The sequence below is a fragment of the Pseudomonas sp. GW822-FHT02G04 genome (assembly GCF_058802085.1).
Genome location: NZ_JBXANU010000003.1, coordinates 125,376 through 143,641 on the forward strand (window position 1 = coordinate 125,376; position 18,266 = coordinate 143,641).

At 56.0% G+C, this 18,266-nt stretch carries 17 protein-coding genes; 8 read left to right on the forward strand and 9 right to left on the reverse strand.

The window, feature by feature from the left end; translation table 11 throughout:
• Positions 1-11 precede the first annotated feature (11 nt).
• On the forward strand, positions 12-752 hold the full coding sequence (locus tag AC1RO5_RS05420; protein ID WP_493173372.1) for a hypothetical protein: 741 nt from the start codon (positions 12-14) through the stop codon (positions 750-752).
• 76 nt (positions 753-828) lie between these two features.
• Here AC1RO5_RS05420 and AC1RO5_RS05425 read toward each other — a convergent pair whose 3' ends face one another.
• Positions 829-1,686, reverse strand: a complete 858-nt coding sequence (locus tag AC1RO5_RS05425; RefSeq protein WP_493173374.1) for an SDR family oxidoreductase — start codon at positions 1,684-1,686, stop codon at positions 829-831.
• 189 nt (positions 1,687-1,875) lie between these two features.
• On the opposite strand from AC1RO5_RS05425, the gene exbB reads away from it, so the two are divergent.
• The 6 genes from exbB (at position 1,876) to AC1RO5_RS05455 (ending at position 8,709) form a co-directional block, all read left to right on the forward strand.
• Positions 1,876-2,826, forward strand: coding sequence for a tonB-system energizer ExbB (gene exbB / locus AC1RO5_RS05430; RefSeq protein WP_493173376.1), 951 nt, complete (start codon positions 1,876-1,878; stop codon positions 2,824-2,826).
• Between the two features lie 6 nt (positions 2,827-2,832).
• Positions 2,833-3,261, forward strand: a complete 429-nt coding sequence (gene exbD, locus AC1RO5_RS05435) for a TonB system transport protein ExbD (protein ID WP_007934588.1) — start codon at positions 2,833-2,835, stop codon at positions 3,259-3,261.
• Complete coding sequence (locus AC1RO5_RS05440; protein WP_493173378.1) at positions 3,258-4,004, forward strand: TonB family protein; 747 nt, start codon at positions 3,258-3,260, stop codon at positions 4,002-4,004. Before exbD ends, AC1RO5_RS05440 begins: the two co-directional genes overlap by 4 nt.
• A gap of 211 nt (positions 4,005-4,215) precedes the next feature.
• Positions 4,216-5,145 carry a hydrogen peroxide-inducible genes activator gene (locus AC1RO5_RS05445; protein ID WP_008007618.1) on the forward strand — a complete coding sequence of 310 codons (930 nt, stop codon included), beginning with the start codon at positions 4,216-4,218 and terminating at the stop codon, positions 5,143-5,145.
• Positions 5,146-5,154: 9 nt separating this feature from the next.
• A complete protein-coding gene (gene recG / locus AC1RO5_RS05450; RefSeq protein WP_493173380.1) occupies positions 5,155-7,230 on the forward strand; it encodes an ATP-dependent DNA helicase RecG in 2,076 nt (691 codons plus the stop codon).
• 78 nt (positions 7,231-7,308) lie between these two features.
• The gene (locus AC1RO5_RS05455) at positions 7,309-8,709 is read left to right on the forward strand and encodes an aminoacyl-tRNA deacylase and HDOD domain-containing protein (protein ID WP_493173382.1); all 1,401 of its coding nucleotides are present in this window, start codon (positions 7,309-7,311) and stop codon (positions 8,707-8,709) included.
• Positions 8,710-8,896: 187 nt separating this feature from the next.
• On the opposite strand, the gene AC1RO5_RS05460 is transcribed toward AC1RO5_RS05455, so the two are convergent.
• Positions 8,897-9,280, reverse strand: a complete 384-nt coding sequence (locus tag AC1RO5_RS05460; protein WP_493173384.1) for a helicase — start codon at positions 9,278-9,280, stop codon at positions 8,897-8,899.
• 591 nt (positions 9,281-9,871) lie between these two features.
• Between AC1RO5_RS05460 and AC1RO5_RS05465 the strand changes: the two genes are divergently transcribed.
• On the forward strand, positions 9,872-10,252 hold the full coding sequence (locus AC1RO5_RS05465; protein ID WP_493173386.1) for a DUF6124 family protein: 381 nt from the start codon (positions 9,872-9,874) through the stop codon (positions 10,250-10,252).
• A gap of 55 nt (positions 10,253-10,307) precedes the next feature.
• Here AC1RO5_RS05465 and AC1RO5_RS05470 read toward each other — a convergent pair whose 3' ends face one another.
• The 7 genes from AC1RO5_RS05470 to AC1RO5_RS05500 form a co-directional block, all read right to left on the reverse strand.
• Positions 10,308-10,712, reverse strand: a complete 405-nt coding sequence (locus AC1RO5_RS05470) for a hypothetical protein (RefSeq protein WP_493173388.1) — start codon at positions 10,710-10,712, stop codon at positions 10,308-10,310.
• 81 nt (positions 10,713-10,793) lie between these two features.
• The gene (locus tag AC1RO5_RS05475) at positions 10,794-11,258 is read right to left on the reverse strand and encodes a hypothetical protein (protein ID WP_493173390.1); all 465 of its coding nucleotides are present in this window, start codon (positions 11,256-11,258) and stop codon (positions 10,794-10,796) included.
• A gap of 55 nt (positions 11,259-11,313) precedes the next feature.
• Positions 11,314-11,862, reverse strand: coding sequence for a hypothetical protein (locus AC1RO5_RS05480; protein WP_493173392.1), 549 nt, complete (start codon positions 11,860-11,862; stop codon positions 11,314-11,316).
• 97 nt (positions 11,863-11,959) lie between these two features.
• Positions 11,960-12,868, reverse strand: coding sequence for a tetratricopeptide repeat protein (locus tag AC1RO5_RS05485; protein WP_493173394.1), 909 nt, complete (start codon positions 12,866-12,868; stop codon positions 11,960-11,962).
• 115 nt (positions 12,869-12,983) lie between these two features.
• The gene (locus tag AC1RO5_RS05490; RefSeq protein WP_493173396.1) at positions 12,984-14,084 is read right to left on the reverse strand and encodes a tetratricopeptide repeat protein; all 1,101 of its coding nucleotides are present in this window, start codon (positions 14,082-14,084) and stop codon (positions 12,984-12,986) included.
• Positions 14,081-17,236 carry a glycoside hydrolase family 19 protein gene (locus AC1RO5_RS05495; protein WP_493173398.1) on the reverse strand — a complete coding sequence of 1,052 codons (3,156 nt, stop codon included), beginning with the start codon at positions 17,234-17,236 and terminating at the stop codon, positions 14,081-14,083. Before AC1RO5_RS05495 ends, AC1RO5_RS05490 begins: the two co-directional genes overlap by 4 nt.
• Positions 17,233-18,264, reverse strand: a complete 1,032-nt coding sequence (locus AC1RO5_RS05500) for a tetratricopeptide repeat protein (RefSeq protein ID WP_493173400.1) — start codon at positions 18,262-18,264, stop codon at positions 17,233-17,235. The genes AC1RO5_RS05495 and AC1RO5_RS05500 overlap by 4 nt, the downstream gene beginning before the upstream one ends.
• Positions 18,265-18,266 lie beyond the last annotated feature (2 nt).

Genomic DNA, 18,266 nt, shown 5'->3' on the forward strand with positions numbered 1-18,266 from the left:
AGGATTCCATCATGCGCCATGCGCTAGCTCTCTCGCTGGTCGCCCTACTCTTGGGCGGATGTGCCAGCAACCCTGCCGACCGCGACATCAGCGGCACCTGGATCAATCAGGCGGCGATCGATTCAGCCTCCAAAGGCGGCTCCCTGCGTGAAGCGCTCCAGGCCTATGGCCCGAACCTGGAATGGGACGTCAACACCAAGGCCGGTCAGGCGCGCTACACCAATGGTTTTGAAAACGTCGAAGGCAAGCTGCTGGGTGAAAAGTCAGGCGCCTGGAAAGTCGACTTTTATGGCAGCTCCGCCAGCGAGCTGAAACGTGATGGCAAGCAACTGCACCAAGTCGCGAGCGAATACGAACCAGAGCAGCTTTTCGACCGCGCCCAGATCCCTGTCCCGGACGGAGCACCGATCGGTGCCAGCTTTGAGCGTGCGTTGTACTCGGCTTACATGGGCGGCAGCTGGAAAATCATCAACGGCCCAGGCGAAGGTGGCACTGTGCAGTTTCAGGCCGACGGCCAAGTGTCCGGCCTGCCCGGCGCCGACCGTTACGCCCTGTGCCTGACCGGCGATTGCGCATCAATGAGCATCAGCAACGACAACATCTGGCTGCAACTCAATGGCCAGGGCAATACCTGGATCTTCGCCCGCAAAGGCAAGGAACTGGAGCTCTTTCAGGCCGTGAACACCGCCTTGGCGGACGAGATGCCGCAGTTTGCACCCGGCGAGCGCAAGTGGTTGCTCAAGAAGCAGTAACCCGCCCCTAAGGCCAACGCAAAACCCATGTGGGAGCGAGCAGGCTCCCCCACAGTTGTTTTGGGGTAACTGGACGTCAGCAGCGGCCTTCGAGAATCGCGGCATAGCCTTCGCGGAAACTCGAATACTTCGGCGTCCAGCCCAACGCCTTCGCCCGAGCATTGCTGCAACGCTTGCTGCCGGCACGACGCACACTGGCGTCATCGGCCCATTCGGTCACGCCCAGGTATTCACGCAACCAGCCCACCACCTCTGCCATTGGCGCGGGCGCATCGTCGACGCCGATGTAGTCCTCATCCAGCGTCACACCGAGCCGATCCGCCTCCAACAGAAACGCCAGCAACCCCGCCGCGTCATCGACGTGAATGCGGTTGGCGTACAACGGCGGATCGATCGCCACGCGATAACCGCGACGAACCTGAGTCAGCAGCCACTCTCGACCCGGACCATAAATGCCAGTCAGACGCACGATGCTGGCCGGGATGCCGCTCTCACGTGCCACTTGCTCGGCTTCCAGCATCAAACGCCCCGAGTAACCGCCTGCCACCGTCGGCGAGGTTTCATCGACCCACTCACCGTCCTGCTGACCGTAAACACTGCTGCTGGACACAAACAGAATGCGCTTTGGCTGCTGGCCATGTTGTTTCAACCACCCCAGCACATGCTGCAAGCCTTCGACATAAGCCGCGCGGTAACCCGCTTCGTCGTGATCAGTGGCAGCGGCGCTGTACACCAGATAATCCAGTGGCGCGGTCGGCCAGTCAGCCGGGCATTGCGCACTGAACAAGTCACCCGCAACGCCCACCACTCCGACCGGCAAGCGCGACACATTGCGGCGCAGGCCATGAACCTGCCAGCGCCCGGCCAGCAATTGCGTAGCCAGACGGCTGCCGACATCACCGCAGCCGGCGATCAAAACAGAAGGCGCGGACATCAGAAAACTCCCTCAAGAAAGGTACAGACTAGCGCCCGAAATGGATGAGCAGCTAGCAATGGAAGAAAAAAAGATACTCTATTACTTTTGTTAACAAGAATTACTTGCAATAATGCACGCCACTTTTGTTCTCGGCCTCACGAGGCCTGGAAGAACATTTACCGTCTTTTCCTCTCAGGTCCGGCCAGCATGACACGCAATCAACTCTCCGCTTCGCCAACCAAACGACCTCGCGCCTGGAGCGCGGTAGCCGCTCTGCTGCTCAGCCTGATGCTGGCGCCGACCGCCGCGTTCGCCGATGCACAAGCGCCGGCCACACAGCCTGCTGCCACTCAAACACCAGCCGTTCAAGCTGCACCTGCCGCGACCGATCCGGTCCAGGCCGTAGACGCCGCTGACATGCCGCAAGCTCTCGAAGCCGACAACTCGCTGGGCATGGCTCACGACCTGTCGCCGTGGGGCATGTACCAGAACGCCGACATCATCGTGAAGATCGTGATGATCGGCCTGGCCATCGCCTCGATCATCACCTGGACCATCTGGATCGCCAAGGGCTTCGAGCTGATGGGCGCCAAGCGCCGTCTGCGTGCTGAAATCGTCCACCTGAAAAAAGCCGCCACCCTTAAAGAAGCCAGCTCGACAGCGGCCAAGGAAGGCACCCTCGCCAACCTGCTGGTCCACGATGCGCTGGAAGAAATGCGCCTGTCGGCCAACAGCCGCGAGAAAGAAGGCATCAAGGAGCGTGTGAGCTTCCGCCTCGAGCGCCTGGTTGCCGCCTGCGGTCGCAACATGAGCAGCGGCACCGGCGTGCTGGCCACCATCGGTTCCACCGCGCCGTTCGTCGGCCTGTTCGGCACCGTGTGGGGCATCATGAACAGCTTCATCGGTATCGCCAAAACCCAGACCACCAACCTCGCCGTTGTGGCCCCCGGCATCGCCGAAGCCCTGCTGGCGACCGCGCTGGGTCTGGTTGCAGCGATTCCTGCGGTCGTCATCTACAACGTCTTCGCCCGCTCCATCGCCGGTTACAAGGCGCAAGTGTCCGACGCCTCGGCAGAAGTCCTGCTGCTGGTCAGCCGTGACCTCGACCACCTGCCGCCCGAGCGCAGCTCGCAACCGCACATGGTGAAAGTGGGGTAATCGGCCATGGGCCTGCATTTGAAAGAAGGCGCAGACGACGATCTGGCCGAGAACCACGAAATCAACGTCACGCCGTTCATCGACGTGATGCTGGTGCTGTTGATCATTTTCATGGTGGCGGCGCCGCTGGCCACCGTGGACATCAAGGTCGACCTGCCCGCCTCCACCGCCAAACCGGCGCCGCGGCCAGAGAAACCGGTGTTCCTCAGCGTCAAAGCTGACCAACGCCTGTTCCTCGGCGAAGACGAAGTGAAGACCGAAGCCCTCGGCGCCACGCTCGACGCCAAAACCCAGGGCAAGAAAGACACGACGATCTTCTTCCAGGCCGACAAAGGCGTGGACTACGGCGACCTGATGAGCGTGATGGATGCCTTGCGCGCCGCCGGTTACCTGAAGGTCGGCCTGGTCGGACTCGAGACGGCAGCCAAAAAATGATCAACACGCGCCAAAAGCTGACGCGTTACAGCGGTAGCCTGGCCGTGGTGCTGGGCGTCCATGCGCTGGCCATTGCGCTGGCGCTGAACTGGACGTCGCGCCCGCCGATCGAGCTGCCGCCGCAAGCGATGATGGTCGAGCTGGCGCCAATTCCGGCGCCGCCACCGCCCGCACCGCCGAAGGTGATCACGCCACCGCAGCCACCGGCGCCGGTGGAAGAACTGCCGATTCCGAAACTCGCTGAAGCGCCGAAGGCCGAGATTGCCGTGCCGAAACCGGTCAAACCCAAGCCGAAGCCGCAACCGCCCAAGCCTGTGGAGAAAAAGCCGGAGCCGCCGAAGGAAAAACCGTCCGAGGCAAAACCGAGCGACGCGCAGCCAACCCAGGCGCCGACGGAGAAATCCGCTCAGCCGGCACCCGGCCCCTCGCCCGCACAACAAGCCGCTAAGGCTAGTTGGCAAGGCACCCTGCTCGCGCACCTGGCCAAGTACAAAAAGTACCCGGCCAGCGCACAGCAACGCGGCAAGGAAGGCTTGAACCGTCTGCGCTTTGTGGTGGATGCCGAAGGAAACGTGTTGTCGTTCGAACTGGTGGGCCGCTCCGGCAACGCCGATCTGGACCGGGCTACCCTGGAAATGATCCGTCGTGCCCAGCCGCTGCCCAAGCCACCGGCCGACATGCTGAACAACGGCGCCATCGAAATCGTTGCACCGTTTGTTTACTCGCTGGAACGACGCCGCTAAAACAGAAGACCAAAAGATCGCAGCCTTCGGCAGCTCCTACAGGGTGTACATCAATCCCTCGAGCTGCCGAAGGCTGCGATCTTTTTGCTTTTTGCATATCTGGAAACGCCAAACCTGCATTACCCTGTGTCACTCGACACACTCAGTCTGATAACGTGCGTCTATCGATTGCAGCCGGTATGCTTGGCCCGCAACTTCATGGACGCTTGCTATGACTCTCACAGAATTACGCTACATCGTTACCCTCGCCCAAGAGCAGCACTTCGGCCACGCGGCCGAGCGTTGCCACGTCAGCCAGCCGACCCTGTCGGTAGGCGTGAAAAAGCTTGAAGACGAACTCGGTGTGCTGATTTTCGAGCGCAGCAAGAGCGCCGTGCGCCTGACCCCGGTGGGCGAAGGCATAGTCGCCCAGGCGCAGAAAGTCCTGGAACAGGCCCAAGGCATCCGCGAACTGGCCCAGGCCGGCAAGAACCAGCTGACGGCCCCGCTGAAAGTCGGCGCGATCTACACCGTCGGCCCGTACCTGTTCCCGCACCTGATACCACAACTGCACCGGGTCGCCCCGCAGATGCCGTTGTACATCGAAGAAAACTTCACCCACGTGCTGCGCGACAAACTGCGCAACGGCGAGCTCGACGCGATCATCATCGCCCTGCCGTTCAACGAAGCCGACGTGCTGACCTTGCAGCTCTACGACGAGCCGTTCTACGTCCTGATGCCGGCCCAGCACCCGTGGACCCAAAAAGAATCCATCGACGCCGCCCTGCTCAACGACAAGAGCCTGCTGCTGCTCGGCGAAGGCCACTGCTTCCGCGATCAAGTGCTGGAAGCCTGCCCGACCCTGGCCAAAGGCAACGACGGCGCCAAGCACACCACGGTGGAATCCAGCTCACTGGAAACCATCCGCCACATGGTCGCCTCCGGCCTCGGCATTTCGATCCTGCCGCTGTCGGCGGTGGACAGCCACCACTACGCTCCCGGCGTGATCGAAGTGCGCCCATTGAGCGCACCGGTGCCGTTCCGTACCGTGGCCATCGCCTGGCGCGCGAGCTTCCCGCGGCCAAAGGCGATTGAAATCCTCGCCGACTCCATTCGCCTGTGCTCGGTGGCCAAGCCGCCAGCGCCGGTGGTGGCCGGTTAAGTCGCTGTCATGACCGAGTTGTCGCAAGTGTCGGTGACGGCACTCAAGGGTGTCGGCGAAGCCATGGCCGAGAAACTCGCCAAGGTCGGTCTGGAGAATCTCCAGGACGTGCTGTTCCACCTGCCGTTGCGCTATCAGGACCGCACTCGCGTGGTCCCGATCGGCCATTTGCGACCCGGGCAAGACGCGGTGATCGAAGGCACCGTCAGCGGCGCCGATGTGGTCATGGGCCGGCGCCGTAGCCTGGTTGTCCGTCTGCAGGACGGCACCGGCGGGCTCAGCCTGCGCTTCTACCATTTCAGCAACGCCCAGAAAGAAGGCCTCAAACGCGGCACGCGGATTCGCTGCTACGGCGAAGCCCGGCCCGGCGCCTCGGGGCTGGAGATTTACCACCCGGAATACCGCGCCATCACCGGTGACGAACCGCCGCCGGTGGATGAAACCCTGACCCCGGTCTACCCGCTCACCGAAGGCCTGACCCAGCAGCGTTTGCGCCAGTTGTGCATGCAAACCCTGACCCTGCTCGGCCCCAGCAGCCTGCCCGACTGGCTGCCGACCGAACTGGCCAGGGATTATCAACTGGCGCCGCTGGCCGATGCGATCCGCTACCTGCATCACCCGCCCGCCGATGCCGATGTCGACGAACTCGCCCTCGGTCATCACTGGGCCCAGCATCGTCTGGCCTTCGAAGAACTGCTGACCCATCAACTGTCCCAGCAACGCCTGCGCGAAAGTATGCGTGCCTTGCGCGCGCCGGCCATGCCCAAAGCCTCGAAGCTGCCACAACAGTATCTGGCCAACCTCGGCTTCACCCCGACCGGCGCCCAACAACGGGTCGGCAACGAAATCGCTTACGACCTCAGTCAGCACGAACCGATGCTGCGGCTGATTCAGGGCGACGTCGGCGCCGGCAAAACCGTGGTCGCCGCCCTCGCCGCGCTTCAGGCACTGGAAGCGGGTTATCAGGTCGCACTGATGGCGCCCACCGAAATTCTCGCCGAGCAGCACTTCATCACCTTCAAACGCTGGCTCGAACCACTGGGCATCGAAGTCGCGTGGCTGGCCGGCAAGCTCAAGGGCAAAAACCGTGCAGCCGCGCTTGAGCAGATCGCGGGCGGCGCACCGATGGTGGTCGGCACCCACGCACTGTTCCAGGACGAAGTGCAGTTCAAGAACCTGGCACTGGCGATCATCGACGAACAACACCGCTTCGGCGTGCAGCAGCGCTTGGCATTGCGGCAGAAAGGCGTCGGCGGGCGGATGTGTCCGCACCAGTTGATCATGACCGCCACGCCGATCCCCCGGACGCTGGCCATGAGCGCCTACGCCGACCTCGACACCTCGATCCTCGACGAACTGCCGCCCGGCCGTACCCCGGTAAACACGGTGCTGGTCACCGACACCCGGCGCGTCGAAGTGATCGAAAGGGTGCGCGGCGCTTGTGCCGAAGGCCGTCAGGCCTATTGGGTGTGCACGCTGATCGAAGAATCGGAAGAGCTGACCTGCCAGGCCGCGGAAACCACCCATGAAGACCTCACCGCCGCCCTCGGCGAGTTGAAGGTCGGCTTGATCCACGGCCGCATGAAGCCCGCCGAGAAAGCCGCGGTGATGGCCGAGTTCAAGGCCGGCAACCTGCAACTGCTGGTCGCCACCACCGTGATCGAAGTCGGCGTCGACGTGCCCAACGCCAGCCTGATGATCATCGAAAACCCCGAACGCCTCGGCCTCGCGCAGCTGCACCAATTGCGTGGCCGAGTCGGCCGGGGCAGCGCCGTCAGCCATTGCGTGCTGCTCTACCATCCGCCGCTGTCGCAGATCGGTCGTCAGCGGCTGGGCATCATGCGCGAAACCAACGACGGTTTTGTCATCGCCGAAAAGGACCTCGAACTGCGCGGCCCCGGAGAAATGCTCGGCACCCGCCAGACCGGCCTGCTGCAATTCAAGGTCGCGGACCTGATGCGCGACGCCGACTTGCTGCCCGCCGTGCGCGACGCCGCCCAGGCCTTGCTCGAGCGCTGGCCGGATCACGTCAGCCCGCTGCTCGACCGCTGGCTACGCCATGGGCAGCAATACGGCCAAGTGTGAGCACTGTCGCAGTTTCTGGACCCTGGCCTTAAACAAGCTGGTTATACTCCTGCAATTGTTTGAAAACGGATACAGACCATGACAGAAGCTGCCCTCGCCCCTGAAACCCCGCACGCTCCGTCTGTTATTCGGCTGCTGCTCGGCAAGCTGGGCATCGCCTACCAGGAAGTCCTCGAGCATCACGGCCTGAACGCCGCACGCAAAGTGCAGGCGGTTTTGCTGGACGATGCCGTCGGCGCGCTCATGGTGCTGTTTCCGCAAAGCCAATTGCTCGACCTCAACCGCCTCGCCGAACTCACCGGCCGCCGGTTGACGGCTGTATCCACCGAACGCCTGGTAAAAATGCTCGGCAAACACAGCCTGAGCCTGTTGCCCGGCCTGCCGGCGCTCACCAGTTCGCCGTGCCTGTATGACGAAAGCCTGCTGCGCGAGCCGAAGTTGCTGATCAACTCGGGCGAGCCGGGCGTGTTGCTGGAAATCACCAGCGACGATTTCAAAACCATGCTCACCAAAGCCAGCGCCGCCAATTTCGGCGAAGCCGTGCACAGCATCCGCCCGAACCTCGACCGCCCCGACGATGACCGCGAGGAAATCACCCAGGCCGTGCAAGCGTTCACCGCGCGGCGCATTCAGCAACGCCTGGAAGCGACCATCGAAATTCCACCACTGGCCGAAACCGCGCAAAAAATCATCAAATTGCGGGTCGACCCCAACGCCACCATCGACGACATCACCGGCGTGGTCGAAACCGACCCGGCCCTGGCCGCACAAGTCGTCAGCTGGGCGGCGTCGCCGTACTACGCCTCGCCGGGCAAGATTCGTTCAGTGGAAGACGCCATCGTCCGCGTGCTGGGTTTCGACCTGGTGATCAACCTGGCGCTGGGCCTGGCCCTGGGTAAAACCCTGAGCCTGCCCAAAGACCACCCGCAACACACCACGCCGTACTGGCAGCAATCGATCTACACCGCCGCCGTCATCGAAGGCCTGACCCGCGCCATGCCCCGCGCCCAGCGCCCGGAAGCCGGCCTGACCTACCTCGCCGGCCTGCTGCACAACTTCGGCTACCTGCTACTGGCCCACGTCTTCCCGCCGCACTTCTCGCTGATCTGCCGCCACCTGGAGGTCAACCCGCACCTGTGCCACAGCTACGTGGAGCAACACCTGCTGGGCATCAGCCGCGAACAGATCGGCGCATGGCTGATGCGCTACTGGGACATGCCCGACGAACTGGCCACCGCCCTGCGCTTCCAGCACGACCCGAGCTATGACGGTGATTACGCGGAATACCCGAACCTTGTGTGTTTGGCGGTGCGTTTGCTGCGTAGTCGCGGGATTGGTTCGGGGCCGGATGAAGACATTCCGGATGCCCTGCTGGAGCGCGTGGGCCTGACGCGTGACAAAGCCAATGACGTGGTCAGCAAGGTTCTGGAAGCCGAAGTGCTGCTGCGCGAACTCGCTTCGCAATTTAGCCAGGCCTGAAAGCAGCCATAAAAAATGCCCCACACTTGATCGAGTGCGGGGCATTTTTTTGTGGCGAGGGAGCTTGCTCCCGCTCGACTGCGCAGCAGTCGCAAACCCAGCCACCAAGGTGAGCCTGATTGATCGTTCCCACGCTCCGCGTGGGAATGCATCCCGTGACGCTCCGCGTCACCGCCTCACGCCAAACTCAAGTCTTAGGCTTAGCCTTCCTAGGCTTCAGATACTTGGTCAATCCCTGAAACCAGATCACCAGCGCCGGGTTACCCTTGATCTGAATCGACTTGTCTTGAATCCCCTGCATAAACGCCAACTGCTTGTTCTTCGCCTGCATCGTGGCAAAACCATACGCCGCATCCTTGAACGCAATCGCAAACGCCGGCTCCGCATACACCCCAGCCTTGCTGGTAATGCGCTGATCCTTCACCACGAAATGCCGCGCTACCTTCCCGTCCAGGGTCTGTAGCTGAAACACCAACGCCTTGTCACCCAACTGCTGCTGAAACGCAGGATTAGTCCGACTGGCCTTACCCATCAACAAACCCAGCATCCACAGAAGAAAACGAAATTTCATGCGCACAGCCTCAAAAGAAAAATGAACGGCCGGCGCAGTGTAGCCGCTCCAAGCCAGAACGCCACCATCTGGTTGCGTTAGAAGAAGATGAACCGCTTTTCCCGCATGATGACCGCCAAGTCACGTTTTCCAGCCTCAACCTTGATCGTTCCCACGCTCCCGCGTGGGAATGCATCCCGTGACGCTCCGCGTCACACCCAACACCCGCCCTACACCTGAAGAAACACATTCCTGTAGGAGCTGCCGAAGGCTGCGATCTTTTGATCTTAATGCCCTCAAACCACTCGGACATTTCCTTCAAAACGCCGGGCTGTCCGTGAACTAGGCGACCTTGGCGTTCACCGATAACCTCTGTTCGTCACCGCAAAATCGGTGACTCGGACGTGCAAGTCCGATTCAGGTGCACAATCGTTGGTGGCAATTCATCGAGCGTTTTCCTATGCTCGCGGATCGTTATGGCGGCTGTGCGTCGGAGACCTTCGGGTCTGCCGGGCACCTGGACCGGTCTTGCACACCAACGCACAGCTGCCACCTCTTTCGAAGTGCAAAGCGAAACGGTGTCAGCCTCTTAACCCCAGGAAGTTAACATCTATGATCAAGCCAACACCGAATCCCCCAGAAAACCCAGCCACATCCCCCTACGAATCCTTAGATTCCAGAAAACTCCACGAAGCCGCCGAACGCGCCCTCGACCACCATTTCGCCCCACCGCCCAACGAAAAACCCAAGCGCAAAGGCAAACTCTTCACCGTCTCCCCCGACATCGACACCGAAGCCCTCCTGGCCAACGCCTCCGAAGACCTGAAGTCCATCAGCGCCATCGCTGCCGACCTGGCTGATGACATCGAAGGCACCCGCCGCTCAGTCGCCCTGGCGCTCAGCAGAATGGCCGATGGGGTGCAGTTGATGGTAGAGCGAGCGCTGGATCACATTGATTCGCCGAATCCGGCGGAGCATCGGGCGAAGGCATAAAGGGACCGCAGAAAGAGAAAGGGGACGTTGAGTCCCCTTTCTCGATGATCTCGACTCACCACTGACAGCCTGTCTCTGGTGACGCCTCCATGCTGATATCTTGATCGAACGAATACTTCTTACCGGATTTGTAATTCGTATAGGTCATCCCATAGATCCGAGCACCCTGACGGACCATCTCATACTCACCCGTCAGCGCCCCCTCGGAAACTTCCACCCAAGTTGTCGTGAATTCATAGGGCCGATCCTCTGCCAGGATTTCTTGCTCGGTGCTTCGATGGACTAGAGAAATGGCCTTCTTCGACTTGCTATACCTAACCCCCGTGCCGCTCCATTGGGTGACCGAGTCGTAATAGATTCTGAATTCGAAATTGATGTTCTTGCCTTCCAGCGAACGGAAACAAGAAACCTGCGTTGTGATCTCACTGCGGGCCGTCAGCGGCAACACCAACAACAGCATTAAAAATAATCTCTTCACAAATCCCTCTGATCTCATTTTTTTGAAAACGATGACGTGCTCTCAGTAGCGCTTACCGCATGTCTAAAGTGAAAAATCCGAGACCTCTACAAGCCGCCAACATTGCTCACGAACAAACTGATACTCGAAGACATAATCGGTATCCGACTTCTGCAGGATCGCCGTGGCGTTGTTGCCCCGCTCTTCCTTGATGGTCAACTTAAGACCATCGCCCTCTCGTTTCACACGATCCGGGATGATTGGAAACTTGATCTGATCGCCGCTGACACTGCGCTTTTCCATCTCAGGCTCGGGATCTCCCGCTACGGTCGTGACCATTTTCAGCGGCTGTCGGACGAACGCTTTTTGCACGTCTGCTCGCTCGGAAAAGGCTGCGAGGAACGCTGAGAACTCGTTCGAGGGACAAGCGACATTGGCCGGGTGCATCTGCTCGATGGTTTGCAGGTCTTTGGCTAACGCTGGTTGTGACGATAAACCGATGATTGATACAACTATGCACACACAACTAAAAAACCTGGCCATTTCCATTTACTTCCCTATTGATCCACTAGCTGACCATTCTTCAAAGACTTGCGCCGCCGACTTAAGGCCGCTCATAGTCGATCCCTTTAACCGCAGGACTCTCCTGCTGAAGCTGTCTCTTCGTGACGCCATAAGCCTTGATCAGCCCTTCCCAGGAGCCTTTCGAACCAAACGACCGATAGCTATTGCTGTAGCTGTAATGCTCTAACCGGCCGGCCGTGGAGTAATACCCGCGCCACTCCGGGCAGGATCCGCACCCGCCATAACCGCCGATTGAAACCAGGCTGCCCTTGGTTCCTTTCACACAATCCATCGCCACTACCACGTTACTCAACATCTTCGTCTTCGCACCGTCGGACGTGAGCTGTGAAACTTTGTCGATGTTGCGCCGAAGCACTTTGCCGCCGATGTTGATTGTCTGGTCGGAGCAGACCGGGATTACGTGGGTTTCAGTTTCCTGCACCGTCACGGATCGGCAGGACGACACCAACACCACCTCAACGCCACCACATTGCATGACATCGCGTTGGGTGTAGGCATCCGAAGGCGCGGCGAAGACTGGAAACGAGAGCAGCAGCGAAAGGCTGCCCGCGAGAAGACGCTGATTCATGGAAAATTCCCTTTCACCGTTAACTGGAAAATAAGGGGACCGATTTATATACCGACCTCAACAAAAGCCACCTCACAAATCGCCCCCCCTTTATTTTCTACTTCAGAACACTACGCTCCTTTGCACGCTCAGGAATTTTTTGCTGTTTACCGCCTGCGATCATGAGCTCGTTATACGTTTTATAGTTTTTCGCGGCGGTAGCTTTGTCGCCTTCCGACCAATATGCATCTGCAATATTGAGATAGGCCACGACTCGTTTCGGATTATCGGCAATGACGTTTCCCAACAACCAAATAGCATCCTCATTGAATCCGGCCTGCTGCCAAAAATAAGCAATATCATTGAAGCTTTGCTGGTCACCACTTGAGTAACCATGGTCAGTTATATACTTCTCTACAAAACCTCGTTTCGGAAAATTCACGAACGCTTCTTTATTTTTATAAAGCCGAGATGTTGCATTCTTAAACTCTATCAGAATCTCACCTTTCAGACTCGCAACAGCTTTCTCTACCAGTCTTTGTTTCTGCATGCAGTCTTCAGTCGTACAGGCTTCCGCTGCATCTTGCTCAACGACTGAATAACAGTACGGTTGCGATGACTCAGAGGTACTTGGTCCCTTCTGCAAACAAACAAGTCGATCCTGATTTGTTTTTAGTGCTTTACAGTAGGGTACCGTTCCGAACGAGTCAGGAACACCCGATTTGTTTTTTACAATATCTACCGTACTTACAACCTTGCTCGCCTCAAGAGCTTTAACTTTTCCATCCTGACTGACAAACCAGAAGCTATTCTCTTGAGTGGTGCAGTCACATTCACAGCTCAGCACATAATCTCCACTTCGGATGTCCCACCTGGACTTGGCTACACCGTCAGACCCACAATAATTCTCTGCAATGGCCACAGAGCAAATATTGGTATCCGCATCGCATGCGAGCTTTTTACCCTCGCCCCACGCTGAAGACACCAGCAACAGAATTACATATAACCAACGGCTGTTAAAGCTCAAAAGTATCTCCCTGGACAACGAACAAAGCGAACCGAACAAAGGGGATAGATTTATTTATCGAAAGTTAAATCTACCCCACAAATAAATCCGTCCCCTCTTTACGGCTCGACAGGTTTTAGCTGCGCTCACTAACTCTTTTAGGGATTTTTGCTGCCTTGCCCGATCGACTCATCAATGCGCTGTATTTTTTATAGTTCTCGGCAGACAAGTCTTTTTTATCTGCCCCCCAATAAGCATCCGCCAGATTTAGATAAGCAACAATCCTGTTCGGACTCTGTGCGACTACCTGTTTTAGCAGTTCTATTGCCTCACCATAATAACCAGCCTCAGCAAATAAAAAGCCAAGATCATTAGACCAACCAACCATATTTGAATAATAGTACTTTTCAACTATATAAGTATCGGGCGCGCACGTCTCATCCTCACCGCCATCTACAACTAGATAACTCATAAGCTCCTTGAATTTTACCTTATCACCATTCTTGTATGCCAATAGCGCCTGATCAAAATTTGAAGCTACCGCCACTGACATAAGCTTTTCACGTTTATCGTCTGAACGCTGAGCTTCGACATGAAGCCTCTTTAAATACTCGAATGCTTCAGCCCCCGAAAACGTTTCGAGTGATTTAGACATAAGCGCATTCGAAGGAATTGCATAAACACTTACAAGCGACCTATCACAGGACTCATTATTAACCACCAGAAAAAGATTATTCATAACAATCTTCTCCGACTGAGCGTCATATTGAAACTGAAGATTAAAAGTATACTTGGCGTTGTCTTCTTCCTTTGTATTCAGGTAAACAATTGCGCCAGGCTTCGTGGAAGCATACTTGAATGAGACAATTTCTGCTTGCGCATCCACTACACTGATGGTTTTATCTGCCCCCTTTAAGACGCCAACTTCAAACCCATCATAACTTGCTGGGGAATAAGCATTTTTGATTAATGGCAACGCAGTTGGCGCCTCAACAATTACGGACTGCTTAGAATCGACGATTGCCGTCACAAGTAAGCGTTGAGCCGTATCGCCGGGTTCACTTTTCAAAATCAATAGTTTTTGGCTGCTTTTATTCGGAAGCAAACCAATGTCAAACTCTTTAAATATCTCCGAGGCCGCAGGCGGATTTAACACTTGATCTGCGGAAACGGAAATGCTTCCACCCCCTAAAAGAACAAATATCAAAAAACGACAGTTTTTCACGAATCCGCTCACTGATTTATCTCCTGATATATGGCTGTAAAATTACTTCGCCGCTCACCATAACTATTAGTATGTTTATTCACAATTTCTGTTATTTTATCTGTAGAGGTTGTATTAGGCGCAACAAGATCATTCAGCTTATTTAGCTCCCAAAAACCCATCGCAGATATAAGGCCTATTTTCGTTTCGAGCAACTGATCGGGATTATCAACCATGTTAATGGTCTCCTCCGGCAGCTTCGCCCTTAACAAATCCTCAACGGCTTTATAGTTAGACTTCCATGTTAGTTGAATAAATCCTTTACCTTTATACTTTATACCTTCCACACAGCCACCCGCAGTCAATACAAAATTGCCCTGAAGGGAGCAGCAACAGTAAATGCGTTTTGCGATTTCATCTTCATTTGGAAACTGAGAATAAGCTTTATTTTTTCGAATGGTATAGGCACTTTTTGCAGCCGGACTAAGAGCGTTATACTGCGCCATTTCGATACGCTTATACCCGTACTGATCCGCTTCCGCTGGGTATGTATTAAAATACCGCCCGAATTTAGATCTGAGCGCTTCTGCGGAATACCATAAGTCTTCCACTTTACCAACCAAAGCATTTCCAACTTCGGTTTTAACTTGAGCAAAAAACTGAGCAATTCTAGGAATTGTATTAATTTCAAAACGATCGGCATACTTATTGAACAGCCCCCGTACCTCTTCTCGCTTTTCCTCTGACGACTCCGGGAACATTTTTTTCATTTGATCGTACGACAAAAGCTCCGCAGTAGCGGATGTAAATCCAGCAACAAATGCTATTGGATGAAAGTGCCAAACCACTTCTGAACCAATAGCAGCCTTGCCAACAAGCTCATCCCAAAACACATATTTGCTTATTCTTTCTTTTTCATGCTTCAACGTTTTGGGTGATGACTCCAACAACTTATCCAACTTATTCCACTTAGCCGACTCTGCTTTGTCCTTCCATTCAGTCGGATGATGAGCAATAAGCTTCGCCCACTGATCTCTCGTATCAGTATTCTTCAATGCGTCGGCGAGCTCGCCGGGATCGACTTCACCATCATGGTTTTTATCAATTTTCATGAGCAAATCTTTGAAGAACTGTGGCATGTCTTCGGGGTCGAGGAAACCGTCTGCCATAGCGTTTGTTTCTTCAACAATATGGAATCCCAATTTTTCCCAGTCATGCTGGGTGACGATTTGGGCGCCTGCTTTTTTCACTAGTCCGCTGACCGGTTGAGCGTCCTCGGTAACACTGACCTTGTGCCAGTCTTCAGTACCTTCCTTTATGACCGGAGCCTTACTGAGGTCGACTGCATGGTCGAGTTTGAGCACTGTCATGCCCGTCGCCGGGGGTGTTTTCTTGAGCTCCGTTCCGGTCGGCAAGTGCAGGTACTGTTTGCCTGTTTTCAGACCAGCGAGGTTTTTAAGGAAGTCTTTTACTTCCGATTCGGCGGTGAATATTTCGACGTGAACCTGAAACTTGCTGTCCGACGCGCCTTGCTCGCTAGTGAGATTTTCCGTTTGCCCCAAATAGCCGATCGGGTCGCCAGCTTTGATTCCAATGCTAGTCGTCACAACCTCAAATTCTGTAGGCGTGAGCGTCTCCCACTGCACGTACTGGCTATCCGGATCGCTTTCGACAATGGCCCAGAAATTTGATGGTACGCTCCCCGTGCCTGTCCATATGCTAGCTTCCACTGGTGTACATGGGGCCATTCGCCGCAATTTGTTGTCGAGAACCAAGCTCACAACATCCTTGCTATCGAACGCAATAGTGCTGCTGACCGTTATCTCACGACTTTCTTCTATACGCGCACCTGCAGGTTGCCCATCCGTAGGGTTCGCTGGTGCGGCATACATCGCCAAGCGTTTGCACGTCCTAGCTTTTACTTTCCCTTGCCAATACTTTGGCTTGGCACGTTCCGGTACATCGTCCGCGAGCCAAATACGTTTGGGTTGGGAGTTTTGGTAAGGTGCACCATTCTTCAAATAGGCGAACCAAACCTCTCTCCCTGCTTCACGAACTTTGTGTGACCCGTTCTTTACACTGCCGGAAAGGATTTTTCCTTTAGCATAGGTGACGTTACCGACGCTTCTCTGCTCCAGCACCTCAAGCTTGGTGCCCATAGCCAGTTTTCCGGGTGACTGAACGCTGCTTGTTTCGGGAAACTCGTCGTATGCCTTGAAGTCATTTACCTTCATGGTCACTTTGGGTTTTGGTGTTTCTTCCTCGGACAATGGATAGCGCTTATAGGGCAACAAATGCATATACAAGCTGTAGAAGTTCAGCTTGTTTTGCTTGCCCTTGTTCGGCCCTTCCTCCGGGTTGGGTGCCGATTTGTACTCGTGACGCACTAGGCAAAAGGAGTTGGAATACTTCAGCTTTTTCTCGTTGTCGCCAAAGGTTGACTCCAGATAGTCCTGATTGAGCCGATACGCAACGACCTCACCATCAGCCATACAACGTACTGGTTCATTCAGCACGCACTGAGGAGCACTTTTGTCGGTGATGTGAATACCACCGTGCCAAAATTTATTGCTACCCAGCAGGTAATGACCCGAGGTCTCACCCTCAAGGACTTTGTAGAGTTCTTCAGCATCAGTGAACTGTTTGCCGTCAGCCTTGCGGAACGGATATTGGAAGTTCATCAACGGTGCAGGGCCCGTCGGAGCAGCTACCGGGGCTGGAGCAGGAGCAGGAGCAGCCGCTGGTGCCGATTGTGCACCCGTTCTGTATTGGGGTTTCGGACGCAAGAACTTTTCTGGCATTGGCCAGTAACCGCTACCGTGCCCGTACTTGGCGGACTTAGGCCCTGATGAGGATTGCGAACCGAAAAAATCCCCCGCGTTCCGCACCGAATTGATGGTCTCGACTACCCCCGTATGCCCGTGGAAATTGATCCAGAGTGCAATATCACCAGGCTCGACGTTCGCGAGCGGAACGACGTCAAAATGGGTTACGTCAACATTCAGCTGTCCCGTTGTCAGGTATGGAATTGAATATCCCGCGTCCTTCAGCATTCGGTACAACAGACCTGAACAGTCGATTTCCTTTCGCCCGTCGCCGTCGGCATCGGCGTAACCTTTCGCTGGACCGTATTCATATTGGGTATGCGGGTAGTTAGCCCGCTGTTCGAGTAGTCCGGTACTCATCGGAAGCTCCCTGCTTTAAGACATTGAATTGAGTTATCAGCGACGACGCCTTGGGCCGCCAAGTGGTCAACACCTCGCGTACCGGACTCAGGGTCCGTTTTCTGAACCTCCTGATAACACGCCATTGCTCGGGGCAGGTCAGCAGGGACGATGGTGCCGACTTCATACACCTCACCCAGTTGGCTCAGTGCATCTACTGAGCCTCGGCTCGCGGCGCTTTCCAATGCAGCCATTGACTGTTGCGGGTTGATACAGACGTGCTTGTCGTCGTATTCACCCTCATCGCAGTAAAAATTCGCAAGCGTCACGCCTGCATCTGGAATGCTTTTTGAAGCAGCAATCAAAAGATCCACAATTTTGCTGTTATCCAGGCGTGGAGCTTGCCCAGAAAGACTGATTCCCGCAGCAGCGAGTGCAGCTTGCGGCGAACCTTCTTGCGCTCCGGCCAAGTAGCTATCCAGTGCTGCTGCGTACAAATAAACACCCGATTCAGGCGATGCATGATTAGCCAGCCTGTCAAACCATGCACCTTTCCTCAGCTCTCGCTGACCTGGCAATAGTTTCTCTGTTCGAGACACAACATCAGATACGTTTTCAAGCGACCAATCTTCGACACGATCCAGAACCCAACAGTCGCCGTGTTTGAAGACGAAAACCTTTAGAAATTTGCCTGTCTGGTCACGAACGATCAGCTTGTTCGGTAAATCGACCTTAATAGTTAGGCTCGACGCAGCAGCATTTTCCGGCACAAGAACGTTCAACTCGGCAGCGTCCAGCGCTTTGATATTGCGCTGGACAACCTTTGGCTTGTCGCCATCGGCAACCACTCGAAGTTCCTGAACGGACGAGGCAATAAATGCCTTCTGTATCTCAGGTTGGGATGAGAAAACCTGGGCGAACTCTGCAAAGTTGCCGCTCGGGCATTGCGGGTCACTGGGCGATGAGGCAACGGCGCCGCTGCACATACCCAACGTCAGCAGTGCGATGGAGCACCACCTGAACTGCCTTGCGTTTTTGTTTGTTGTCATCA